General features: G+C 38.7%; 24 protein-coding genes. 14 read left to right on the forward strand and 10 right to left on the reverse strand.

Features of this window, described 5'->3' with window-relative positions; all coding sequences use genetic code 11:
- The first annotated feature begins 503 nt into the window (after positions 1–503).
- The 4 genes from IQ282_RS07315 (at position 504) to IQ282_RS07330 (ending at position 4,206) form a co-directional block, all read left to right on the forward strand.
- On the forward strand, positions 504–1,481 hold the full coding sequence (locus IQ282_RS07315) for a hypothetical protein (RefSeq protein WP_194851197.1): 978 nt from the start codon (positions 504–506) through the stop codon (positions 1,479–1,481).
- Positions 1,478–1,777: a hypothetical protein gene (locus tag IQ282_RS07320; RefSeq protein WP_194851198.1), complete on the forward strand. Its 300-nt coding sequence runs from the start codon at positions 1,478–1,480 to the stop codon at positions 1,775–1,777. The genes IQ282_RS07315 and IQ282_RS07320 overlap by 4 nt, the downstream gene beginning before the upstream one ends.
- An 81-nt stretch (positions 1,778–1,858) precedes the next feature.
- Positions 1,859–2,917, forward strand: coding sequence for a DegT/DnrJ/EryC1/StrS family aminotransferase (locus IQ282_RS07325; protein ID WP_228547261.1), 1,059 nt, complete (start codon positions 1,859–1,861; stop codon positions 2,915–2,917).
- On the forward strand, positions 2,914–4,206 hold the full coding sequence (locus tag IQ282_RS07330) for an O-antigen translocase (protein WP_194851199.1): 1,293 nt from the start codon (positions 2,914–2,916) through the stop codon (positions 4,204–4,206). Before IQ282_RS07325 ends, IQ282_RS07330 begins: the two co-directional genes overlap by 4 nt.
- On the opposite strand, the gene IQ282_RS07335 is transcribed toward IQ282_RS07330, so the two are convergent.
- The gene (locus IQ282_RS07335) at positions 4,203–4,583 is read right to left on the reverse strand and encodes a hypothetical protein (RefSeq protein WP_194851200.1); all 381 of its coding nucleotides are present in this window, start codon (positions 4,581–4,583) and stop codon (positions 4,203–4,205) included. The genes IQ282_RS07330 and IQ282_RS07335 overlap by 4 nt on opposite strands.
- 2 nt (positions 4,584–4,585) lie before the next feature.
- Positions 4,586–5,002 (reverse strand): hypothetical protein, encoded by a 417-nt coding sequence (locus IQ282_RS07340; RefSeq protein WP_194851201.1) that lies wholly within the window; start codon positions 5,000–5,002, stop codon positions 4,586–4,588.
- A gap of 145 nt (positions 5,003–5,147) precedes the next feature.
- Here IQ282_RS07340 and IQ282_RS07345 point away from each other — a divergent pair, with 145 nt between their 5' ends.
- The 3 genes from IQ282_RS07345 to IQ282_RS07355 all read left to right on the forward strand — a co-directional run bounded on the left by IQ282_RS07345 (position 5,148) and on the right by IQ282_RS07355 (position 6,944).
- Positions 5,148–5,915 (forward strand): 3'-5' exonuclease, encoded by a 768-nt coding sequence (locus IQ282_RS07345; protein WP_194851202.1) that lies wholly within the window; start codon positions 5,148–5,150, stop codon positions 5,913–5,915.
- A gap of 157 nt (positions 5,916–6,072) precedes the next feature.
- On the forward strand, positions 6,073–6,645 hold the full coding sequence (locus IQ282_RS07350; RefSeq protein ID WP_194851203.1) for a hypothetical protein: 573 nt from the start codon (positions 6,073–6,075) through the stop codon (positions 6,643–6,645).
- A gap of 2 nt (positions 6,646–6,647) precedes the next feature.
- Positions 6,648–6,944, forward strand: a complete 297-nt coding sequence (locus IQ282_RS07355; RefSeq protein ID WP_194851204.1) for a winged helix-turn-helix domain-containing protein — start codon at positions 6,648–6,650, stop codon at positions 6,942–6,944.
- A gap of 38 nt (positions 6,945–6,982) precedes the next feature.
- Here IQ282_RS07355 and IQ282_RS07360 read toward each other — a convergent pair whose 3' ends face one another.
- The 3 genes from IQ282_RS07360 to IQ282_RS07370 are packed head-to-tail and all read right to left on the reverse strand — an operon-like array spanning position 6,983 to position 8,963.
- The gene (locus IQ282_RS07360; RefSeq protein WP_194851205.1) at positions 6,983–8,374 is read right to left on the reverse strand and encodes an FAD-binding oxidoreductase; all 1,392 of its coding nucleotides are present in this window, start codon (positions 8,372–8,374) and stop codon (positions 6,983–6,985) included.
- Entirely contained in the window at positions 8,374–8,715 is a 342-nt protein-coding gene (locus tag IQ282_RS07365) for a hypothetical protein (RefSeq protein ID WP_194851206.1), read from the reverse strand. The genes IQ282_RS07360 and IQ282_RS07365 overlap by 1 nt, the downstream gene beginning before the upstream one ends.
- 5 nt (positions 8,716–8,720) lie before the next feature.
- Positions 8,721–8,963: a hypothetical protein gene (locus tag IQ282_RS07370; protein ID WP_194851207.1), complete on the reverse strand. Its 243-nt coding sequence runs from the start codon at positions 8,961–8,963 to the stop codon at positions 8,721–8,723.
- A 111-nt stretch (positions 8,964–9,074) separates the two neighbouring features.
- Here IQ282_RS07370 and IQ282_RS07375 point away from each other — a divergent pair, with 111 nt between their 5' ends.
- Positions 9,075–9,710, forward strand: a complete 636-nt coding sequence (locus IQ282_RS07375; protein ID WP_194851208.1) for an SDR family oxidoreductase — start codon at positions 9,075–9,077, stop codon at positions 9,708–9,710.
- A gap of 53 nt (positions 9,711–9,763) precedes the next feature.
- Here the strand turns inward: IQ282_RS07375 and IQ282_RS07380 are convergent, their stop codons facing one another.
- Positions 9,764–10,237 (reverse strand): SRPBCC family protein, encoded by a 474-nt coding sequence (locus IQ282_RS07380; RefSeq protein WP_228547262.1) that lies wholly within the window; start codon positions 10,235–10,237, stop codon positions 9,764–9,766.
- 121 nt (positions 10,238–10,358) lie between these two features.
- Here IQ282_RS07380 and IQ282_RS07385 point away from each other — a divergent pair, with 121 nt between their 5' ends.
- The 5 genes from IQ282_RS07385 (at position 10,359) to IQ282_RS07405 (ending at position 18,270) form a co-directional block, all read left to right on the forward strand.
- Positions 10,359–12,338, forward strand: coding sequence for a peptidylprolyl isomerase (locus IQ282_RS07385; protein WP_194851209.1), 1,980 nt, complete (start codon positions 10,359–10,361; stop codon positions 12,336–12,338).
- Complete coding sequence (locus IQ282_RS07390; RefSeq protein WP_228547263.1) at positions 12,319–13,182, forward strand: hypothetical protein; 864 nt, start codon at positions 12,319–12,321, stop codon at positions 13,180–13,182. The genes IQ282_RS07385 and IQ282_RS07390 overlap by 20 nt, the downstream gene beginning before the upstream one ends.
- Entirely contained in the window at positions 13,145–14,620 is a 1,476-nt protein-coding gene (locus tag IQ282_RS07395; protein WP_228547272.1) for a peptidylprolyl isomerase, read from the forward strand. The genes IQ282_RS07390 and IQ282_RS07395 overlap by 38 nt, the downstream gene beginning before the upstream one ends.
- A 12-nt stretch (positions 14,621–14,632) precedes the next feature.
- Positions 14,633–15,586 (forward strand): AAA family ATPase, encoded by a 954-nt coding sequence (locus IQ282_RS07400; protein ID WP_194851211.1) that lies wholly within the window; start codon positions 14,633–14,635, stop codon positions 15,584–15,586.
- Positions 15,587–16,002: 416 nt separating this feature from the next.
- Positions 16,003–18,270 carry an aconitate hydratase gene (locus IQ282_RS07405; RefSeq protein ID WP_194851212.1) on the forward strand — a complete coding sequence of 756 codons (2,268 nt, stop codon included), beginning with the start codon at positions 16,003–16,005 and terminating at the stop codon, positions 18,268–18,270.
- Positions 18,271–19,107: 837 nt separating this feature from the next.
- On the opposite strand, the gene ggt is transcribed toward IQ282_RS07405, so the two are convergent.
- On the reverse strand, positions 19,108–20,796 hold the full coding sequence (gene ggt, locus IQ282_RS07410) for a gamma-glutamyltransferase (protein WP_194851213.1): 1,689 nt from the start codon (positions 20,794–20,796) through the stop codon (positions 19,108–19,110).
- Between the two features lie 98 nt (positions 20,797–20,894).
- Between ggt and IQ282_RS07415 the strand changes: the two genes are divergently transcribed.
- A complete protein-coding gene (locus tag IQ282_RS07415; RefSeq protein WP_194851214.1) occupies positions 20,895–21,602 on the forward strand; it encodes a DUF3291 domain-containing protein in 708 nt (235 codons plus the stop codon).
- On the opposite strand, the gene IQ282_RS07420 is transcribed toward IQ282_RS07415, so the two are convergent.
- From IQ282_RS07420 to crtD, 3 genes are read right to left on the reverse strand one after another with little or no spacing between them, the layout of a single operon-like run.
- Complete coding sequence (locus IQ282_RS07420; RefSeq protein WP_194851215.1) at positions 21,594–22,736, reverse strand: lycopene cyclase family protein; 1,143 nt, start codon at positions 22,734–22,736, stop codon at positions 21,594–21,596. The genes IQ282_RS07415 and IQ282_RS07420 overlap by 9 nt on opposite strands.
- Positions 22,712–23,338, reverse strand: coding sequence for a carotenoid biosynthesis protein (locus IQ282_RS07425; RefSeq protein WP_194851216.1), 627 nt, complete (start codon positions 23,336–23,338; stop codon positions 22,712–22,714). Before IQ282_RS07425 ends, IQ282_RS07420 begins: the two co-directional genes overlap by 25 nt.
- On the reverse strand, positions 23,335–24,801 hold the full coding sequence (gene crtD / locus IQ282_RS07430; protein ID WP_194851217.1) for a 1-hydroxycarotenoid 3,4-desaturase CrtD: 1,467 nt from the start codon (positions 24,799–24,801) through the stop codon (positions 23,335–23,337). Before crtD ends, IQ282_RS07425 begins: the two co-directional genes overlap by 4 nt.

Genomic DNA, 24,801 nt, shown 5'->3' on the forward strand with positions numbered 1-24,801 from the left:
AATTATTATAACAAAGCAGATTCGAAAGAATCTGCTTTTTTTGTTTTAGAGACTGGATGTGATTGTTAAACCTAAGAATAAAGTGGTCATGCTGAATTCATCAAGTGCTGAATTCATTTCAGTACAGCATCTCCTGGAACAGGCTAGAATTTTTAGTTTACCATCAATTAATGGATTCTAAGTAGCAATTTCTCATTTAAAAATAGCGTCGGACACCATCAGGTTTACCTAAAATTAACAACCTAGCGGAATGTAACGTTTTCCCTCTCATTGAAGAGAAGATATAGATGTTCTGGAATCTAGAACTTGAATCTGAACCTGAACTTAAACCTGGATCTAAAACCTCTAATGAAAACAAATCAACCTTTATTATATTCTCAAGTACTCTAGAGTTGGCACAACTTTGAACTCAACGACTTAAAATCTCGACCGCTCACAACCCAAAGACTCATAAAACCACAAACTCACAACACAGTCCTATCTTTGCAATTCAAACCACGAGATTGAAAATCGTCAAATACACTTCAGATTATAAGAAACAATGGAATAGTTTCATAAGGGAATCTAGTAACGGTTTTTTTCTGCATGATCGGGATTTTATGGAGTACCATTCTGATAGATTTGAAGACCATAGCTTGATGATATTTGATGATGAAAAATTGGTGGGTTGTTTTCCCGCGCATCAAACTGGAACTGCTTTACACAGTCATTTAGGACTGACTTATGGAGCGTTTTTAATTAAAGCACCACAGCGGATAAGCTCTGGTGAAACTCGGCTACTTTCTGAAAAACAAGAATCTTTCTATACGCACCTTGTTAGAGAAGTTATCAATTATGCAAAGGGAAAAAGTTTCCAGAAAGTGGAACTTAAATTGCCTCCTCCGTTTTTTGATCCGGAATTTGACGCACATTACCAATGTTTGATGGAAATGGGTTTTGAAATTTATGAAGAATCTCTGGATCTCGTGGTAGACCTGCATAAGGAATGGAAGCCCAGTCCCAAAAAAACTGCTGGATATCGCAATGGGAAATTCAATCAGCTGCGGTTGATAGTTTGTGATGACTTACAAGAGTTTTGGAATAAATTACTGATACCACAATTGCAAGAAAGACACAATGCAAAACCAACGCATACACTGGAAGAGATTCAGCTATTGAAAAGCAGGTTTCCAACAAAAATCCTACAATACTATGCAGAGTTTGATGGAAAGAAGGTCGCTGGACTAACCCTATTTGATTTTGATAATATTCTTAAAGTCCAGTATGCAGCTGCGAGTCAAGAAGGTTTTGAGAAAAACGCTATGGATTTTTTATATCTAGAAATCATTCAGGAGGCGAGAGGTTCTGGAAAACAGTTTGTGGATCTGGGAACGGTTAATAATGCAGACGGTACCATAAATGAAGGATTACTAAGATTCAAAAAACAATTAGGTGCAACAGCGATTCCGGTATTTGAGATAGCCTTAGATTTGCGCCCATGAATTTTTCTAAACGCAGCTATCACTTTGCTATCATTTCCATTGTTTTGTTGGTCATATTTTTAGCACTGTCCATCATTAATAGAAATGGAAGTACCAGTTTTGATGACATAGTAGGTTATCTGATTACTCTATTTTTTGTAACTGTAATCATAGGTTTTGTATGTGCGATGCTTAGTTTGCGAGAGGCTTCTTCTACTCAAAAGTACATAGGACTTATTATAAATGTGGTCCTCGCAATATTACTGACGGTCAACACGCTACAAAATCTATCCACGATTGCGGGAGCGTTTTCTTAAATACTTAGTTACATTTACGATACTTAGAACCGGCACGCTATCAATATCAATATTCCATATCTCGATCTCCCTGCACTGCAATTGCGTTTTGCCCAGCGCGACCGTGAAGTTCTGCAGGAAATTCAGCATACCGGCCAGTTTATAGCTGGTGAACCAGTGCGATTTTTTGAGGCAGATTTTGCCGGCTATTGCGGCACGCAATACTGCGTGAGTTGTGGGAATGGACTGGATGCTTTAACCATCATTTTGCGTGCTGATAAAGTCTTAGGGAATTTGCCTGAAAACGCACGGATTCTAGTCCCTGCTCATACTTATATCGCCACTTTTTTGAGTATTGTGGAAGCTGGAATGCAGCCAGTTCCGGTGGATGTGAATGAACTATTATTGACTTCAGATGTGATTGAATCCCAGCTTGCAAACATTGATGCGATCGTTGCGGTGGACCTCTATGGAAAGCTGGTGGATGATGACGTTTACGCTTTCGCGAAAGCGAACAATCTCCCCATCTACACAGACACGGCACAGTCGCACGGCGCGGTCACAGCAATGGGACAAAAATCTGGCAGTCGCGGTAGGGCAAGCGCTTTCTCGTTTTACCCCACTAAAAACCTAGGTGCCATGGGCGATGCGGGAGCCATAACCTGCAATGATCCAGAGCTGGCAAATATGGCAAGGAAAATTGCCAGTTATGGCCGCAGCTCCAGACAAGTCAACGATGTCAAGGGAATGAACAGTCGCATGGACACCTTGCAAGCAGCATTCCTCAATAACCGGTTGCCATTTCTAGACAATGACAATAAAAAACGGTTCAAAATTGCTGAAACCTACATCGCGCAAATTGACAATGAACTCGTAAAATTACCATCAGATAGCTTTATTAGGCATAATGCGATACATGTATTTCCCGTTTTTGTGGAAGACCGCAATGGCTTTGTGAAATTTTTGGAAAACCACGGTATTCAAACCAATTGTCATTACGAAATCCCACCGCACAAGCAAGCTTCCTTTGCAGAGTTCAATCATCTAAACTTTCCACAAACGGAGGATTTGCATCGAACGGAAGTCAGTTTGCCTTGTCATCCTTTGTTGGAAGATCACGACGTTCAAGAAATCATCAATGCGATAAACGCTTATTCATGAGGAATTTGATGCGGCTCTTCAACCGCAATCTATTGCTCAAGGTTGCTGGATATAATTCCATTCATATTATGTTGCGCATCGGGATAGGTGCTGTGATGTCCTGGGTTTTGGCACGATTGATAGGTCCCAGTGGTATGGCGGTAATGGGGAACCTGCGCAATTTCATTCAGGGAATTCAGAGTTTCAGCGTCCTTGGATTAGAAAATGGACTGGTAAGTTATGCGACACAGTATAAAAATGATCGCCAGAAGTTGGTTGAAGTTTATGGTACAGCCTGGATCGTTAGTATTGTCATTACTACGATTTTAAGCATCTCGATCTTCCTGCTGGCGCCCACGCTTGATCGCTGGTTGATCGGTCTTGATTTTAGTTATGCTTTTGTATTCCAGTATATGGCCGCTGCAATGCCGTTTTACGTGATTTTCATCCTGATAAGCTCGCTGCTACAAGGTTTTGAATGGTACAAGAAATTTGTCATGATTAATATTATCATCAACATTCTTGTATTTGTAGCGAGTCTATTCCTGATTTATGGTTTTGGGCTTTCAGGAGCATTAGTGGCCGTCGTTATTACCCCCATTATTCAATGTTTGGTAGGTTTTGGGATGTGGAAAAGCAACATCAACAATGGAGCACTTACTAAGATTTTATGGAGCAAGTTTGAAATTGCACGCTTAAAACCATTATTGAGCTACAGCGCGATGGCTTTAATAAGCGCCGTGTTGATTCCCGTGACCTACATTGCGATCCGACAGGATGTTCGGGCTGTGCTGGGAGATGTGGTGGCGGGTGACTGGGAAATGTTGCAACGACTTTCCGGTTACTACATGTTATTTGTCACGACCTTAATCAGCCTTTATGTGTTGCCACAATTAAGCAAGGATTTTTCACATCAAGTGTACCGGAAAACGATCATACATTTTTATAAAACAATTCTTCCTCCAGTTGCTTTAGGGCTGATGACCATTTATATGTGTCGAGAATTACTGGTGGATGCATTATTTACTGAGGAATTCAATGGCATGCTGCCTATGTTTAAATGGCAACTCGCGGGAGATTTTATCAAGATAATCACAACGGTAATGGCGTTTCGTTTTATTGCTATTAATGATTTGAAGCGGTATTTTATTGCAGAAACCGTGAGTCTGGGAACTTTTTACATCGCCAATGTTTTTATGATCAGACACTATGGAACTAGTGGCGTGGTCATGGCATATCTCACAAGTTATTTGTTTTATGCTGCGGCATTAACAATTTTACTACGGAAAGAATTGTGGTCTAAAAATTAGCGTTTTCCTATGCTGTCTGGATCAACCCTGCGTATTTCACGAACTAAGGTATCGGTTTTTCTAATCTCTATATTGTTTTTCTCCTTCGTTACAATCGCAATGTACGTATGAGTCGTATCGGCATCTTTTAGAGGTATTAGGGTAACTAAATTACGTTTTGATCTTGCGGGAATCTTTATAATAACCGGTCGATCTGCTCTGCGTCGGAAACCCTTGCTATCAACCTTAAAGAAAAGATCTAGTGGCTTATCGGTTATATTTTCCGCAACGTAGGTTATTTTTTTGTGACCTTGTTTGACGCTTATATTTATACCTTCAGGTTCTTGCGTCGTTCCAGCCGTAATCAGGAATCCTACAAAGAAAAAGTACTTCAACATAATTAGGAGTGTTTTTCAAATTCAGCTTTTAATTCTATCTGCTTATTATAAATAAAATCTTCACCAAACCTAGCTTTCCATTTGCTGTTCATTGCTTTCATATAACAAACTTCAGCTCCCATAGGAATGCAAGTCGACAAAACTTCTGTTTTTATAGCATGCTTTTCCCAAAGATATTTTTCTATTAAGAGCTCAGTTTCCGTTCTTGAGTTATCTAAATTTCCTGCAGTTACATATACATACTGACCACTGGCAGCAAGTTTTGAAGCTTCAATTTTACTTTGATTGCAGTCTAGTGACTTTAAAGGTCTAGGTAGCTCTGAAGTAGCGGTTCCATCTCTACTTATTTTGATGGTGGTTCCGTTTTGCGCAAAGCTCAATGCAGTGCAAAGCAGACAAAGTATAGTTAGATATTTCATATAGAAATTATTATCAATTTATGTACCAGAGCGATGCGACCTAGTATCTTTGTAAATATAAGACAACTACAAATTGTAAGTTTTCCGCTTTCGCGAAAGCGAAATAACGACCAACTTTACTGCAGCACAATATACTCTTACAACCATGAAACTTAATTTACACCGCCCCATTTGCTTTTTTGACCTCGAGACAACTGGAACAAACATTTCTAAAGATCGTATTGTTGAGATCTCTATTCACAAGGTTTTTCCTGATGGGAATGAGAAAACATATACCTATCGGATAAATCCTACGGTTCCTATTCCTGCGGAAACTACTGCGATTCATGGTGTGACAGACGATATGGTGAAAGATGAACCTACGTTTGCAGACATGGCAAGGAAAATTCACGATTTGATCAAGGATTCTGATCTTGCGGGATTCAACTCAAACCGTTTTGACATTCCATTGCTTGCGGAAGAGATGCTGCGAGCCGGTGTTGATTTTGATATGGGCAATAGAAATGCCATTGACATTCAGAACATCTTTCATAAAATGGAGCAACGCACGCTTGTGGCGGCATACAAATTCTATTGCGATAAAGACCTGACGGACGCGCACAGTGCAGAGGCTGATACGATGGCAACTTACGAGGTTTTGAAAGGACAGCTCGAGCGTTATCCTGACCTAGAAAACGACATGAAATCCCTCGCTGATTTTTCCACGCGTCGCAAACCGGTTGATTTTGCTGGAATGCTGGCGTATAATGAAAAAGGGGAGGAGTGCTTTAATTTCGGCAAGCATAAAGGCAAGCGCATTGTCGATGTACTAGAAAGTGAGCCGGGCTATTACAGCTGGATTCAAAACGCCGACTTCCCACTTTATACAAAAAAGGTGTTGACTGCCATTAAATTGCGTGGATTTAATCAGTAGGGATTAGAAGCTCAGTCTGGGAAGATAGCGTTTGGTCCACATCAAAATCACTTATTAAATTGATAAAGAGATACTATTTCATAATGGAATCATAAATTAGGTTTGTAACGCAAACTATATTACTTTCACAAAGTAGTTTAATCTAATATTATCAATTATGGAACATGCTGAACAACTTGACCCGAATGAGAGCTTGAACATTATTGCGAAGGCAATTAACCAAACTAGAAACAATATAAAAGACCAAAGTTTCTATTACATTTTGTGGGGTTGGCTTATTTCCATCGCTTCTTTGGCAAATTTTATACTGATTTCCTTTACCGAATTCCAGTATGCATATTTGCCTTGGTTGGTATTAGTTCCTATCGGTTGGGTGGGTAGTATTTGGTATTCTGTTAAGGCGGAGAAGTCTAAAAATTATGAAACCTATTTTGAGGTATTTCTCAAATACCTCTGGATCGTGCTGGGTATATCATTTATTGTAGCTGTTTTCATATCTATATCACTTCAAATAAATCCTACAACTTTTGTTTTATTGCTAGCGGGTATTGGTACGCTGGTATCTGGCCTGACCATGAAGTTCAAGCCACTTTCTATAGGAGGAATCTCCCTAGTGTTTTTTGCAGTCGCCACGTTATTTGTGGATAGTTCCTATATGCTGCTTATAAATAGTATCGCAGTGGTAACAGGATATTTGATACCTGCCTATTTGCTCAAAAATGCTAACTAATCATGTATGAAAATTTAGATTCCGTATTGAACCAGCAGGTGAGGCTGGCCGTTGTTTCCATATTGATCAAGGTTAAAAAAGCCGACTTTAATTATTTAAAGGAGCAAACCCAAACAACTCAGGGAAACTTGAGCCACCAATTAAAGAAACTTAAAGAATCTGAATATATTTTAGTAGAAAAAACATTTGAAAACAATTATCCCAAAACCTTCTGCAGCCTCACTGAAATAGGAAGAAAAGCATTTGAAGAATATGTGGAACAAATGAAAAAGTACTTGAATCTTAATGAAAAAGAGTGATTTTGATTTTGTTCCGCTTTCGCAAAAGCGGAACTCTTTTAAACGTCGAAAATTCTACCAGGATTCAAAATCCCATTAGGATCCATGGCGGTCTTCAATGTCTTCATTAATTGGATTTCTTCTGGCGTGCGACTTATGTTTAAATAGGCTTTTTTATGCAGTCCTATGCCGTGCTCAGCACTTACAGATCCACCTATTGCTTTCAATCCAGAATAGATAATATCATTGATTTCCAATCTTAGTGAATCACCGGTGTTTTCTTTCCCTATGATAAAGTGAATATTCCCGTCTGCGACATGACCGAAGGCATAAATTTGTTCTACTCCCTTTATGAGTTTTAATTTTTTATAAGCGTCTTTTATGTAACCTCCAATCAACGCCACCGGCAAACTGATGTCAAAATGCTGGTCGTGCTTCATGTGATCTGTCAAGTTATTGACATCTTCCCTTATGCGGAAAAACCATTCTACATCACTGGGAGAATGGGCCATCACGGCATCCAGAATCATTTCTTTTTCAACGGTAGTTTCTAATAAACTCTGGAACTCGGCTTGATCTTGTTCGGATTGACTTCCTAGGGCTTCTATCAGGATATAATATTCATAATCGTAGGGCAACGGTGGTCTTACCGCATCGCTTGTACTGGTCATTTGCTCATAGCTATTGCGCCAGATCAATTCAAAACCACTCAGTTTTCCTGCAAGTCCCTGATCAAAGAATTTCAATAGTTTTACGACACTTTTATAATCGTTCACCGCTAGGTAAGCAACATTCCTACTGCTAGGTGCTTCCTCTAATTTCAAAACGGCTCTGGTAACAATTCCTAAAGTCCCCTCTGAGCCTATAAAAAGCTGCTTCAAATCATAACCGGAATTATCCTTGATGATTTTCTTCATGGAATTGATAATTGCTCCATCTGCCATGACAGCTTCCAGACCCAAAACTAACTTACGGGTCATGCCATATTTTAGCACCCGCAGACCGCCCGCATTGGAAGAAATTATACCACCTATCTGCGCCGATCCTCGTGCGCCAAAATTCAATGGAAACAACAAACCCAGGTCTGCAACGGCTTCATGAATAGTTTCTAATATCACACCAGACTGCACTGTAATAGATCGACTGTCAGAATCAATTTCCTCTATTTGATTCATTCGTTCTAACGATATTACAACCTCGTCTGCATTAGTTTCTGTTCCTCCCACAAGGTTTGTTAACCCTCCATGCACCACAACTTTCGCGTTATTTTTATGACAAATCTTTAGAATGGAGCTTACTTGCTCTGTAGATTCTGGTAACGTAACACATAAAGCATTTAAAGAATCTTCCATATACCAGATATGGGAATAGCGATCTTTTAATTGATCACCGGTTAGTATTCTTGATTCTGGTAAAACGAGTTGTAGTTGGTTTATTAAATCGGCATTCATTAATTAAATATTTTCCGCAGTAATCCCATAATCCCTTCTTCCATTGCAGTAGTCTCATCATTAAATTCAAACATTTTTTTGACTTCAACTAGTATGAGGTCCTTATCCAGCAGGGAAAAATTATGTTCTTTTCCATAAGAATCAATCTTTTCCAAAGCTTCTACATCGCTGTCTTTTTTAATCTCGTTCTGGATATGAACATAATCAGTTAGAGCCACGTGGTTTCTAATGAACGTTCTTTCGTCACTGCTGTGATCTATGTCAAGACGAGCCGCATAACTCATGACATAAGCCATAAACTCTTCTCTTGTCCAGTCTAAATAGTCAACATTATTTTTCATAATTATTAATTTTTATTTTCCCAAAGTTGGCCACGGTGAGGTTTAAGATCATCTCTTACCGCAGGCATATCGGCTTCGTTCAAAGCTAAGTAGCATATGTGATGAGTATCTGTGATGCTTTGGACACCACTTGAGATGAAACTAACCTTATGCAATTGAGTATATTCTCCCAGATGTATCAAATGGTGTTCTGCAGTCAATTTTGCATCTGGTCCTTTAAAATCCCAAATCAGCTTAAGTTTTCTCATATCCTAAAAGTACGGTAGTGAGATCGATGCGATGGTGATTTTAGGTAATAAACTGTTGTTAAACAACATATCCTTCACACTAAAACATGAGTTTCTCTGTAAATTAGAATTATGGAAAAAGTATTAGTTGTAGGTGCTACAGGCACCACTGGAAAAATAATAGTGGAACTTTTAAATGAGTCCCAGTATTTTGAGCCTATAGCGATGGTTCGTAAAGAGGATCAGAAAGCACAATTTGAAAATCAAAAGATTAAAACTGTTATGGCCGATTTAGAAGGAGATGTTGCTCAGGCTTTTCAGGATGTTGATAAAGTTGTATTTGCTGCAGGATCTGGTGGAAAGAAAGTAGTGGAGATCGATCAAGATGGTGCTAAAAAGATGATTGATGCTGCAGAAAAAAATAACGTAGTAAAATTTGTAATGCTCAGTTCACGTGGTGCAGATGCACCAGATAAAGCTGAGGATCTCAAAGATTACTTATGGGCAAAGCATAATGCCGATGAGCATTTGAAAAAAAGTAAACTTAATTACACGATTGTACGTCCAGGAGCATTGAATAATGAAAAAGGTACAGACCACATTATTGTAACTAAAAAGCTAGATCAAAAAGGTGAAATATCGAGAGCAGATGTTGCTCAAGTGTTGACTAGAGTATTGCATGACGATACTGCTAACAAAGTAACTTTTGAAATGCTACAAGGAGATACAATGATAGCTAAAGCATTAGAAACGGTAGATAATTTATAAGTATCTATTAACATAAACCAGTAATAAAGGAGCCGCTGTTGCGGTTCCTTTTTTTATAGCGTTGTGGCAGATATTCCTTCCTCTGCAAAGCGTTTAAAGTCCTGCATAAATAGATACGTTTGTTTTTCAAAAAGATCCGGTTTCGCTTTTGCTACCAGTCGCATCATACCCGTAAACTTAAATTCAGAGGTAGATTCCCAGGTAGTTTGTTTAATTGTAGTAGAAGCTGTAGTTATCTCGCTTTCGCGAAAGCGGTTTTCTTGAAAGTTTACTACACCACTAGTACGATAGGTAGCAGACCAGTGGTTAGGTAAATCTCGCGCCGTGATTTCCTCTGTCATGGAAATAGTTCCTACAAGAGTCTTTATTTTAAGTTTACGTCTGCTTCCTGGAAATCCTATTTCTTTAGTGAGGTTTTCAAAGCTGATAAGACCGCGTTGCCAGTGCTTAAAATTATCCTGATTAAGAAAAAGTGTCATCAATTCTTCAATGGGTCGGTCGATAGTAATCTGATACTTGTTTCTCATTGTCTTAAGTACGCAAAAATCGCATAAACTTAACAGCGAGTGTATAATATCTAGGGATCATCAACGTTTTGATCGCCTAAGGGTTTTAGCTATTTTTGCCCTCGATTCTAGAAATCTATATATGATAAGAGTTTCATACCTCATTTTTTTAGTAACCCTTTGTTTCTCAAATTTTTGTAAAGCCCAACAGCTAGAGGACAAAACGTTGTTGACCGTTGATGGTATCGAGTTTGATGCCGGTACTTTTATGAGAGTTTATCTTAAAAATCTAGACATTGTACAAGATGATTCCCAGAAGGACATGGATAATTATCTAGAACTATATGTCGATTACCGTTTGAAATTACTGCAAGCTTATGAACTGGGATTGCAAAATGGTGACGCTTATCAGAAAGAATTATTATCCTACCGCAACAGTCTAGCAGAGTCCTATTTGACAGATAATGAGGTTACAGATGCATTAGTGAAACAAGCATATAACCGCATGATGGAAGAAGTAAATGCCAGTCATATTATCGTGAACGTACTGAGAACTGCAACTCCAGCAGATTCTTTAAAAGCTTATAAAAAAATAGCAGCAATTAAAAAACAGGTGGAAAATGGAGCAGATTTTGCAACAGTGGCACGAGAAGAAAGTGAAGGGCCTAGTGCAGCTTCTGGTGGCGAGTTAGGATGGTTCGGTGTTTTTACTATGGTAGATGAATTTGAAAATGCTGCCTATGGAAGCGAAGTCGGTCAAATCTCTGGAATTTTCAGAACCGATTTTGGTTATCATATTCTAAAAGTAAATAGTAAAAGACAAACTCCGGATGAGGTTACCGTAGCTCATATTATGACTTATGATCAACGTGTCGATACTACCAACACGGCGCAGCAACGCATTAATTTAATTTATGGTCAATTAGAAGCTGGAAAGGAATTTAGTGCAATGGCAAGAGAGTTCTCTGAGGATATTAATAGCTCTAGGAATGATGGTAAGCTCTCCAGATTTGGAACAGGTGACCTCAATACGCCAGAATTTGAACAAGCTGCATTTGAATTAACAGAAATCAATAGTTATACAAAACCGGTACAATCAAAATTTGGCTGGCACATTATTCAATTATTGGAAAAGCATCCTACGCCTTCTTTTGAAGATTCTGAACCAGGGTTGCGGGAACAAATAAAGAACTCTCCCAGATCTAGAAAAATAACTGATGCTTTTACAAATAAACTAATTGCAAAATATGGAGTCCAACTTCCAGAAATTGATTCCTACACAAAGAAGTTCCCGCAAGTTACGGACTCCTTGATGACGGGAACGTGGACAAACAACGTGCGCATAAAATCAATGCAACCTTTGTTTGCTATTAAGGATCAATCGTACGTGACTAATCAGTTTTATGATTTCATCTCTCAAAAACAGTTGAAGGATTATGGGAAGTATGGTGACCTTGAAGAGAAGCTAGCTGTTTATTTTAAAGACTATATAAATGCTTCTCTAATCAACTATTATGATGAGAATTTAGAGCGAGACAATGAAGATTTCGCTTTTATTTATAAAGAATACAAGGAAGGATTGTTGCTTTTTGATTTGATGGAGAAGAAGGTATGGGAAGAGGCAAAGATAGACAGCACGGGTCAACAAGATTATTACAACAGTCATAAGGACAATTACAGGTGGAAAAGAAGGCTTGACATCGTTCTTACTCAAAATACGACAAGTGCCATTGCAGAGAAAGTTAGAGACTTGTTACAAGAAGGAAAAACGGTAGACCAGATAAAAGAACAATTAAATGACAAGGGAAGAACCCAGGTAATGGTATCTAAAGGTGTCGTGGAAGAATCGTTTCCCAGGTTGCCTGAAAACTTTGAAGTCAAAAAAGGGGTTTCTAGGGTGTATGAAAAGGAAAATAACGGCTTTTATAAGGTTGTTCTAGTGAACGATATTCTTGAGCCATCCTTCAAAAATTTTGAGGAAGCTCGAGGAAACGTGATTAATGATTACCAGCAAGAACTAGAAAAAAAATGGTTGGACAGTCTAAGGATTGATAGAAATATTAATGTAGATGAAAATGTATTCACACAAGTAAAAGAAGAGATTGAAAATAAACGTTCGTAAATACTGTTTGTACCTAATTCCTTTACTGGTTTTAACTTCTTGCTCTTATTTTGAGAAGGAGGAAAACACAGATGCCATAGCACGTATAGGCGAGGCGTTTTTAACCAGGACAGAAGCTCAATCTGCATTGCCAGAGGAATATACACCGGCGGACTCTGCACTTATAGTTCAGAAATTCATTGATGAATGGGCCACTGACCAAATGTTGATGAAAAATGCCCGACAGAATATTTCTGAGGAAAAGCAACGCAGTCTAAACTTGTTAATCGATCGCTACAAAACGGAGTTATACTCTCAAGCCTATCTACAAGAATTGATCAAACATAATCTAGACACGATTGTTTCTAAAGACGCGATAATTGAATACTTCCAGGTACGTAAGGAAGAGTTCGTTTTGAATGAAGACCTAGTTAAATTCCGTTATTTATTTCTTGATAAGAACTATGCACAACTAGATGAGATAAAATCAATGTTTGAAGATGGCGGTACAAAAAATCTGAAAATTCTGGACAGCCTTTCCTTGGGATTTCGCAGTTTCTCATTAGATGATACTATTTGGGTAAAGAAAAGCATTCTTTTGGATCGGATTTTGCCCATTACCCCAGCAAATGAAGATCAGTATATAATACCCGGAAAGTCGTGGGAGCTAGAAGATAGTCTTGGCGTATATTTGGTGCGCTTTAAGGACGTACTGCGTCGCGGCGAGCAGGCGCCACTTTCCTACGTCAATCCCACGATCAAACAGATTTTGCGCAACCAACGGAAGTTGGCATACATTAAAAAAATTGAAAAAGACCTATTAAATGATGCGATTGAAAGCAATAGACTTAAGATTAATCCGTAGTTGGACCAGTATTTTGATGGTTTTCGCTTTCGCGAAAGCGATGACAGCTCAAACCACACCACAACCTACATCTGCAACACAAGACGAGGCCATAAAGCAAGAAGTACTTGCCGCCTTAAATGACACAATTGAGCCTACTAAAGTACGGTTCAAAATCGACGGAGTTTCAGGAGTGATCGGTGAATTTGTAGTGCTGGATTCAGACATTGAAAAGCAGATCATGTCCTACAAACGTGCAGGAAGATCTGATGAAATCACAAAGTGTGAGATGATGCAGTCCATGCTGGGCGAAAAACTATATGCGCACCACGCAATTCAAGATAGTATCACCGTTTCTGATGCAGAAATATCAGGAATGACAGACCAGCGCATTGAGTATTTCAGATCTCAATTAAATGGTGGTAGCGATCAAGACATCGCTGATATTTATCGCATGGAAAATATCCAGCAGGTACGCGACGAATTAAATATTATAAACAGAGAGGAATTATTGTCTGATCGCATGCAAAGACGATTGACAGAGGATGTGCAAATTACGCCTGAAGAAGTGCGACAGTTCTTCTATGATATTCCAGAGGACGAACGACCTCTTTTCAATACAGAGGTGGAAATTGCCCGTATTGTAGTAAAAGCAAAACCCAGTGAGCGATCTATAAAGGAGACGATTGAAAAGCTTAATGAGTATAGGGATGACGTACTAAATAACGATGCCAATTTTGCGGCTAAAGCAACCCTGTTTTCAGAAGATTCAGGAACAGAACGCCAGGGAGGTTTAATATCCATGAAAAGAGGGGATCCTTATGCAAAGCAGTTTAAGGAAGCTGCTTTTTCTCTTGAAGAAGGTCAGATAAGCGAGCCTTTTGAAACCGCGTTTGGATGGCATATTGTTTATCTTGAAAAGGTTCGTGGATCTGTAAGAGACGTTCGTCATATTTTATTATATCCTTACATAAGTCGTTCCCAGGAGGAAAAAGCAAAAACGATGCTGGATGAAATGCGGGATAGAATCGTGCAAGGCGATACGACGTTTGCAGACGCTGCTAGAGCTATTAGTGATGAAGAACAAACAGCAAAAAGTGGAGGTCTTTTTGTTAACCCTACTACGGGTGAAAATTTATTAGATTTAACTAAAGCTGCTCCCTCTCTAGTTTCAACTGTGCAGTTTATGGAAGAAGGTGACGTGAGTGGTATTATCGAGGAAAAAGATGAGCGCAATATAGGTGTGATGACTTACACCATTGTAAACCTTATCAGAAAGGTAGAAGATCACGAGGCTGACTATACCTTAGATTATTTAAAAATCAAGGACCTCGCTTTACGCGATAAGCAAGTGCGCAAGATTAAAAAATGGAGAGATGATAAGATCAAGGATACCTATATTAAAATAGGAGATGATTTTGATGATTGTGATCTACTTCAAGAATGGAATAAAATATAACCGTACGAGCTTATGTCAGATGTAGCAGCAATTGACAACCTTGTATTGAGACACAAGGAACTCAAAAAAGAAATTTCTAAAGTAATAATAGGACAAGATCATGTGATTGATCAAATCCTAATCAGCATTTTTTCTGGAGGTCATGCATTGCTCATAGGTGTTCCCGGACTCGCCAAAACATTGATGGTAAATACTATCGCTCAGGCTTTAGGATTGCAGTTCAAGCGCATTCAATTTACACCAGACTTGATGCCTTCTGATATTCTAGGCAGTGAGATCCTAGATGAAACCAGACAGTTTAAATTTATTAAAGGTCCTGTTTTCTCTAACATAGTGCTGGCAGATGAGATCAACCGTACGCCTCCTAAAACCCAGGCAGCTTTATTAGAAGCTATGCAAGAACGCTCTGTGACCGTTGCAGGTCATCGATATGATTTAGAAAATCCTTATTTTGTTCTGGCTACTCAAAACCCTATCGAGCAAGAAGGAACCTATCCCTTGCCAGAAGCGCAACTAGACCGCTTCATGTTTGCCATTAATCTGGAGTATCCATCATACCAAGAAGAGGTGGACGTAGTAAAAGCTACGACTTCAGACCGCAAACCAAAGGTGAACCCTTTATTTACGGCACAGGAAATTGTTGATTTGCAACAACTCGTGCGACGCATTCCAGTTGCAGATAACGTTGTAGAATATGCGGTTAAATTAGTGGGTAAAACCCGACCTAAGTCTGCAGAAGCTCCTGAAATTATCAAGCAATACCTAGATTGGGGTGCTGGTCCACGAGCTTCTCAGAATCTAATTCTTGCTGCAAAAACTCACGCAGCTACTCGTGGTAAATACAGTCCAGACATTGAGGATGTAAAAGCAGTAGCGACTGGTATCTTGAGACACAGAATAATTAAGAATTATAAAGCAGAGGCTGAAGGTTTTACAGAAGATAGCCTCATAGCAAAAATCTTATAATGTCTCAGAAATACGGCTTACCATTATTATTTCTTTTTGCAGGTGGCCTTTTGATCGCTATTAGTGCTCCCTTGCGGGATTCACGCCCTATATTATCCACAATATTATTTTACTTGGGTTACTTCATCGATGCAGCCGCTATATTTCTATTCTTTAAAATCAGATTTCAAAAGAACTGATTGTGATTATGCTCAGAGTATTTCCGCTTTCGCGAAAGTGAGATTCTATTTATATTCTACATGCAGTGTGAATGACTTATATTATTAAGAACGAAACTAAATAAAGCTTAAACATACCGTTGTAATTTTAGCAGAATGTTAAGAATCTGTTAGAGGTCTTCAATGGTCTGCTGTTATTTTCAAAACGCGTTGGGATTTTGTAAATTTGCTTTGAACAGATACTAAAAAACAATTTATATGGCCTTTGATATTGACATGATCAAAAAAGTGTATGAGACCTTGCCAGCGCGCGTGGACAAAGCACGTAAGCTCGTAGGGAAACCTTTGACGCTTTCAGAAAAAATACTTTATGCTCACTTATGGGATGGCAAGGCAACAGAGCCTTTCACTAGAGGTAAGGATTATGTTGATTTTGCCCCAGACCGCATTGCGTGTCAGGATGCGACCGCACAAATGGCTCTTTTGCAATTTATGCAAGCCGGTAAAGATCAAGTGGCAGTTCCAACGACAGTTCACTGCGATCACTTGATACAGGCAAAACAAGGAGCAGCTATCGATCTTGCTCGTGCAAACGATGTAAGTAACGAGGTTTTTGAGTTCTTAGGTTCTGTATCTAATAAATACGGAATTGGTTTTTGGAAACCAGGTGCAGGTATTATACACCAGGTTGTACTTGAAAATTATGCGTTCCCAGGTGGAATGATGATAGGTACTGATTCTCACACAGTGAATGCTGGTGGATTAGGAATGGTAGCGATAGGAGTAGGTGGAGCTGATGCTGTTGATGTAATGGCAGGTATGGCTTGGGAATTGAAATTTCCTAAGCTGATAGGTGTAAAACTTACAGGAAATATCAACGGATGGACTAGTGCTAAGGACGTGATCCTTAAAGTTGCTGGAATTCTTACCGTTAAAGGTGGAACAGGTGCAATTGTTGAGTACTTTGGAGAAGGTGCTAAAAACCTTTCCTGTACAGGTAAAGGAACCATCTGTAATATGGGAGCTGAGATTGGAGCGACGACTTCAACATTTGGTTATGATGAATCTATGTCTCGATATTTGAGAGCAACAGATCGAGCAGATATTGCTGACGAGGCAGATAAAATAGCAGAATATCTTACTGCTGATGATGAGGTTTATGCAAATCCAGAAGAATATTTTGACCAAGTAATTGAAATTAATCTTGATGAACTCGTCCCACATCTAAATGGACCGTTTACTCCAGATCTTGCGACGCCTGTAGGAGAATTAGGACCTAAGGCTAAAGAAAATGGATGGCCATTAAAAGTGGATTGGGGACTTATAGGTTCTTGTACGAATTCTTCTTATGAAGATTTAACCAGAGCGGCCTCCATTGCAGAACAAGCCGTGAAAAAGAATATTAAACCTAAATCTGACTTTGGAATTAATCCGGGATCAGAAACGATACGTTTTACAGCCGAGCGCGATGGTATTTTAAAAATATTTGAAGATCTAGACGCTACAATTTTCACAAACGCTTGTGGACCATGTATAGGTCAATGGGATCGTAGTGATATGAAAGGTGATGAGAAAAACACGATAGTACACTCATTCAACCGTAACTTCTCAAAACGTGCCGATGGTAATCCTAATACGCACGCATTTGTAGGTTCGCCAGAAATGGTTGCTGCGATTGCGATTTCAGGAAGACTTGATTTCAATCCTATGACAGACTTCTTGATCACTGAAGATGGTGAAGAAGTAATGCTGGATGAACCATCTGGTATTGAATTGCCTCCTAAAGGCTTTGAGGTGGAAGACGCAGGATATGAGGCTCCAGTTGAAGATGGAAGCAAAATAGATGTGAAAGTTGCAGAGGATAGTGAAAGATTGCAATTGCTGACACCTTTTGAACCTTGGGATGGAGAAAACCTAATGAATGCAAAATTACTTATTAAAGCATTCGGGAAGTGTACCACAGATCATATTTCTATGGCTGGTCCATGGTTAAAATACCGCGGTCACTTAGATAATATTTCTAATAATTGTTTAATAGGTGCCGTTAATGCTTACACCAAACAAACTAACCTGGTGAAGAGTCAAATAAACGGTGAATATGATGCAGTGCCTAAAACGGCTAGAGCCTATAAAAAAGCTGGTATTCCAACTGTAGTCGTGGGAGATCATAATTATGGTGAAGGTTCAAGTAGAGAACACGCTGCCATGGAGCCTAGACACCTAGGAGTTTATGTAGTTCTTGTAAAATCATTTGCAAGAATACATGAGACTAACCTTAAGAAACAGGGAATGTTAGGAGTAACATTTGAAAATGAATCTGATTATGACTTGATTCAAGAAGATGACACCTTCAACTTCATTGACCTGAAAGACTTTGCTCCAGATCAACCATTGACGGTAGAAGTGGTTCATGCAGATGGTTCTAAGGATACTTTTAAAGTGAATCATACTTATAATGATGCACAGATTAAATGGTACCGTAAGGGTAGTGCACTTAATTTGATTAAGGAAGAAAACGCAGCTTAATTAACAGTAATTGAGTAAGAGCTTAGAGAAAGAGCGTTGCAATTTTGCAACGCTCTTTTTTGCTTTTAAAATTGAATTACTAGTTTAATTTAAGTGTTATTTAATTGTGATTTTCAGGCATTAGTTGTTTGGTTTTTAAATCAATTACTAGCTTTAGGCAAATAAAATTTAGCCATAAGTTGAAGTGCAAATAAGGTTTTGGCTCTTATTTTTTGAAGAAAGGCGTATTTCGGGATATAAATACGACTTTGTCATTTTGTGGATAACACACCATAAATTAAGGGGTTTTGAACCCATTCTGTGAAACTACTTCTTTTACTTATTGACTATCTAATGGAGTTTTTAAATCATGTAGACCTCTAGTTTGTCCATTTTATAATTGAAGACAGAAGCGCTTCTGACAAGTCAATGATTTTCTCTACGTACTAGAATATTATTCACCGCGATTATTTATGAGTTGCTTTTTTTGAGATGAAGTAATATAATAATACTAAAGATGCTAAATCTAGGACAACCCACCAATAATGCAGAAAACCTTAAATTTCGATCACATAGTATTCTCAATGTAGATTTAATCAGAACGCAATAATGGAATTAGAACTTTTCACTTCATCCTTTATCGTTATACAGTGATGTAGCTCATTACAATTTAAATCTTAGGAATCATATTATGCAAAGAATTATGCAAAGATTAGCTCTGCATGATTTTGGGTATAAAAATTTAAGTAAAGTAAAAATGAGCCTTACACTGAAACAGGTATAATCAGCAGCAAACCGGTTCTAAACTGAATTCTATCCTTAGAAAATGGTTTGTCATTGCAGCAATATTTTAGCAACTTAATACCCTACAGCGGCGCCGTCCGGACTAGAGCTATCTGACGCACCAGAATAGATATTATTTTTTGCATCATATTGAATGCCCATTAAACGACCTAATTGATTGGAAGCTTTCATATTGTGACCCATAGCTTCAAGTTGTTCTACTGTATCTGGAGATAATTTATCCATTTCATAGTACGTAACATCTGGCAACCACTGATGATGAATTTTCATCGCTTCAATGCCTTGACCTACGGGCATATCATAAAGTATAGCATTAAGAACTGTTTGAAAAACGGTATTTATAATTGTACGCCCACCAGGACTTCCCACAATGAGAAATGGTTTGCCATCTTTTGCAACTATGGTAGGGTTCATGGAAGAAAGCATTCGTTTTTCTGGAGCAATAAGATTAGGATCAGTTCCTATCTGACCGTTTGAGGTTGTTTCACCCGGGACCGGATTGAAATCGCCCATCTCATTATTGAATATAAAACCCAATGTTGAATCACCTAATCCTGATCCATAAGATTGTTCTAAAGTATAAGTCACACTAACGGCATTTCCAGCGTTGTCGACTACTGAAAAGTGGGTCGTATCATCTCCATCATAGGGATGGCTAAATTTTTCTGGATTGCTTACAGATGCATTGTTCTTATCAATATTGTTAAAGAGCTTTTTAGCATATTCCTTAGAAGTCAATCGGTCAAGAGGCATATTGAGGTTAAAATCGGGATCACCTAGGTATTCCGCTCGATTTGCAAAACCACGACGCATGGCTTCTATGACCAAATGCACATAAGCTGTGGAATTAAACGGAATCGTCTCTAGATCTGCTTGCTCAATAATGTTAAGCATCGCTGTCATGGTAACACCACCAGAACTGGGTGGCGGCATGCTGTAAATATCATAACCATTAAATGTTCCTTTGATGGGTTCACGTTCTACCGCTTGGTATTTGGCAAGATCTTCTATACTAATTATCCCACCGTTTGTTTTCATAAAAGCTGCAATTTGCTGAGCTACCTTTCCTTTGTAAAAACCATCTTGGCCATTGGCAGCTATTAGTTCTAACGTTTTAGCCAGTTCTGGTTGTTTCCAGCTTTCTTTAAAGTCAACTGGAGAACCATCAGGTTTCAGAAAATAGTTTTTGAGAAAAGCTGTTGAGCTTTCTGAATCGCGGATTACTTTTGATTCATTATACAAAGCCCAGGTTAACGGGAAGCCGTCAATCGCTAATTTTATGGCTGGTTCTACTAAAGTTTTCCAGGGGAGTTTACCATATTTTTTATGCGCTAGATAAAGACCGGCTACCGTGCCAGGAACGCCTATTGCCAGCGCGGAATCATGGTTTATACGATCTGGGACCACACCATTTTCATTTAGAAACATAGTGGGACTTGCTGCTAGCGGTGCTTTCTCTCTAAAGTCTATAGTGGTTGCATTTCCATCAGTAGGTAAATACACCATAAAGCCACCACCACCTATATTCCCGGCAGCTGGATGTGTGACGGCTAGCGCAAAAGCTGTTGCAACGCTCGCATCGATGGCATTTCCCCCTTGTTTTAAAATTGCTACTCCGGCTTCACTGGCGAGGCGGTTATCAGATACCACCATGCCATTGCGGGCGTATGTTTGAGCTTGAATAGTAATACTCGTGAATAATATAAAAACTAAAAGAAAGTAGTGTATAAGTCTGGAAAACATAAAATGAAAATTATAGCAAAAAGATACGACCTATTATACACAGAACAAGGTTCAAGGTTAGTTCTGCATTTGATCAATACGTACCTTTGAAATTAACTATGTCAGAACAGATAACCACGCTTACCTTTTATAAATACCCAACTTTCAAAGATAAGTTGTGGGCGTTTTTTATGATGCAATTGGCCCATGCTCCATTGAAAAAAGTGACCGGTTTACAGTTTTACAAATTGTTGGGTAGTGGGCAAAAGCATTTTAATCCACGACCTGATTTTTCTGTTTATGGACTGTTACAGGTTTGGGAAAATGAGAAGGCTTCTGATGCTTATTTTGATTCACATTCCTTGAACAAAAGATATCTAAAGCACAGTTCTCATAAGCTCACTTTTTTCATGAACAATATCAAAGCACATGGATTGTGGTCTGGAAAAAACCCTTTTGAATCTAGCCATCATTTAAGCGATACAAATCCGTATATCGCCGTAATAACGCGTGCAACGATCAAGCTATCTATGTTGAAGAAATTCTGGGATTACGTTCCTAAATCCCAAAAGGATTTAATTGACAATCCTAACCTATTGTTTACCGCAGGTGTAGGAGAACGACCAGTAACTCAAATGGCAACTTTTAGCCTTTGGGATGATGAAAAGGCATTGAAAAAATTTGCTTATCGTGGGCAAAATCACAAACATGCTGTTCAACAGACCCAGGCTTTGCAATGGTATAAGGAAGAATTATTCACCAGATTCCAACCTTTCAAAATTTCAGGAAACTGGCCGGATTTTGAAATTCCGCAATCCTTAAAATAGTTTTTTAAAGAAACCTTTTATAAAGGGCATGGAAGTTAGAGGGATCATGATTTTAATCTCTTCCCATAGCGTGGTTTCCTCATCCAGAAAAGCAAAAATTCGCGTTATCGGATTGTTGGAATATAAATTCTGAAACAATAAATGACCTCTTCCATTATGCTCGTTGAGTACTTCTAGCATGATATCATCGTAAAACTGGAATCGGCTATTTTGCATACCAGTATCAAGAGGTTTTTCTTCTAAATAGTTATTTACGAGGACTTTAGCTCTTTTTTCACTTAATTTAAAGCTATAGCCGGTACTAGACTTAACCCAGCCTCCTGCCGTTCCTATTTTATGAACCAGTCTAGAATGATGCTGCTCAAATCTATAGGTAGTCATTGGAATAATTCCTTGTTCTTTTGCTGTGATTTCAAATTCGTTAGTTTTCAGACATTCGTTTATAAATCGTTTCAAATATTTTTCATAAACGATATCTTCCACAAGATCAGGGGAGAAATAAGTGAATTCTACAAGAGCCTCAGTTTTAGAATAGGGAAGGATGTAAATAAAACTAGTAGTTCCTGGATCCCGCAATCGATAGTCCATCATTACAAATCGGTCGGGATCAAAGGTGTCTTTTTCTACTTTGATTTGCCATCCTAAAAAATGCTGTTTTAAGGTAATTGCCTTGGTATCTTTATAGAATGCTTTATCAATTCTACTATCTAAAACTAACTTTGCCTCAAAACTTTCTGACTCCGTTTTTATAGTAGCAAACTCATTTTCCAGAATGTTCTCTACTCTTGCAGATATGAAGGTGAAGTTGGGATGTTGCTGTAATTTTGCTTTCGCGAAAGCAATAAAATCTTTACTTTCTAACTTTTTATAGACATAAGGTGCCAGAGGAAAATCAAGGTCCACCTTGTTAGTTTTGAAGTTTCCCAAAGCCCATTTAGCCGATAAAAGCGAGTCCCAATTACCGACTCCTTTTTCCCAAAAACTCCAGGTTTTATCTAGACTTTCTCCTTGAAAATCGTCCAGAATAAGAATCTTTTTATTCTTCATCCCGGGATGATCGAGCATTTGTAACAGAATATGACTGCCCGCGCAGCCCATTCCTACTATCGCTATGTCGTACTGATGATGATCCATAGTGTGGCGGCGAATATAAGTTGAACGATATAGATGTGAATGGAAATTTTAAAATCTCCAGTTAGTTTTGCGCGTCGCGCTATAATATGTAAAATAAAAGCGAGGACAAACCAGCACACATAATTGAGCCAGTCCGCCACACCACCTTCAAAACTCCAGTAGCCTGCATAAGCACAAACTTGTTCTAGGAAAAAATCGAGAAGCACCATCAGGCTAGCACCTAGAGCGGCAATAGCCCAAATATTTTTAAAAAACCTTGTCACAATCTGATGAGTTACAAAGGTCAAGATTCCCCAATTAGTGCCTATTAAATATGGAATCCCGTCTAATTTAGGTCCAAAATTGATCCCGTATGCATAATCTCCAAACAGTATTCCCGTGTGAACTCCTATCCATTCAGCACCCATTCCTGCGGCCATAAATAATAAGAATAATAGTATATTCTTGGTTCTCAAAACCGGAAAATAAGCTACAAGTAAACCCAATAAAAGCAACATGGTAAAGGGTGACTTGGGAAGGAAGAAGTCATCATAACCTAATGCAAGTCCTATAATGGCACTTACGTGGACAATCCATAAAAAGACAATTAGCACATTTTTCATGGTGCTGGTTTTATAAGGTCAGTGGCAATTTTTGCACTTAATAAACACAATGGTATACCGCCACCTGGATGTACGGATCCTCCTACATGGTATAAATTCTTGAGTTTATTATTGAAGTTAGGATGTCTTAAAAAAGCTGCAAACTGGTTATTGCTAGCTGCTCCATAAAGTGCACCACGGTATGAACTTGTATTGCTCTCAATCCCTTGGGGAGATAAAATATACTCCGTTTTAATCAGGGATTCTAGATTGATTTTAAGTATTCTGTTTATTTTAGAGATGATGTTTTTCTTTGCGGTTGCAATTAAGGCATCCCAATCCTGACCATAATCACCGGGAGCATTGATCATCACAAACCAATTCTCACAGCCCTTTGGGGCATCCGTTTTAGTTTTTTTACTGCTGATATTAATGTAAACCGTAGGATCATCAAATAGAGTTTTCTTCTCAAAAATATGTTCGAATTCCGCTGGGTAATTTTCGCTGAAAAGAATATTATGCAGATCTAGTTCAGGGAATTCTCGAGAAATTCCCCAATAAAATATGAGCGCGCTACTGGAACGCTCTTGGTTTAAAGTTTTTTCCGGTTTCACAAGATCTGGAATCAGTTTGTGGTAAGTAGGATGGATGTCCATATTTGAAATCACTACATCATGCTCATAAGTTCCTTTTTCCGTAGTAACACCAGTCGCTCTCTTGTTATTCTGATTGATGGAAATTACGCTTTCGCGAAAGCGGAAGTCCACTCCAACCCCTTCTGCGAGTTCAAATAACGATTGCGAAATCCTATGCATTCCACCCTCGGGATAATAAGTTCCCAAACCAATTTCCAAATGCGGGATCATGCTCATTATACCTGGTGTCTGGTATGGCGATGAACCGTTGTAAGTGGCATATCTATTGAAAAGCTGGGTAAGTTTTTCGTTCTTAAATATTTTGTTCGTCTGATTTAGCGTTCCAGTAATTCCTAAAAAAGGCATCTGAATAAATGCTTTTATAGTTTCAGCACTTAGATAGGTATCTACTTTATGCAACGATTTTTCTAAGAAAACTGACTTGGTTAAACCGTATTTTGATTTGCTTTTTTTCAGATAGCCGCTGATGCGCTTTTCAGGCTCTTCAAAAGTGTGTGCAGCTTGTTGCGCAAATAATTCTGGTGTTGCTGGAGCCTTAAAGACAGTTCCATCTTCCCAAAAGTAATGACAGGCAGTTCTTTGTGCCTCGTATCTGAAGCTTGCTTTTTTGTAATCAGGAAAAAGTTCGTGAAGTTCATCCACAAGATGTGGAAGTGTAAATAGAGAAGGCCCTAGATCAAATCGATAGCCATCCTGATCGATAGCGTGTAATTTGCCGCCAGCATAATCGTTTTTTTCGTAAATCGTGACATCATAGCCTTTTTTACGCAAACGCAGCGCCGCAGCAAGCCCGCCGATTCCAGCGCCTATAACTGCAGCCGTTGCCAT

Origin of the sequence: Nonlabens antarcticus (assembly GCF_015356755.1) — a bacterium.
In the GTDB taxonomy this organism is placed as follows: Bacteria; Bacteroidota; Bacteroidia; order Flavobacteriales; family Flavobacteriaceae; genus Nonlabens; species Nonlabens antarcticus.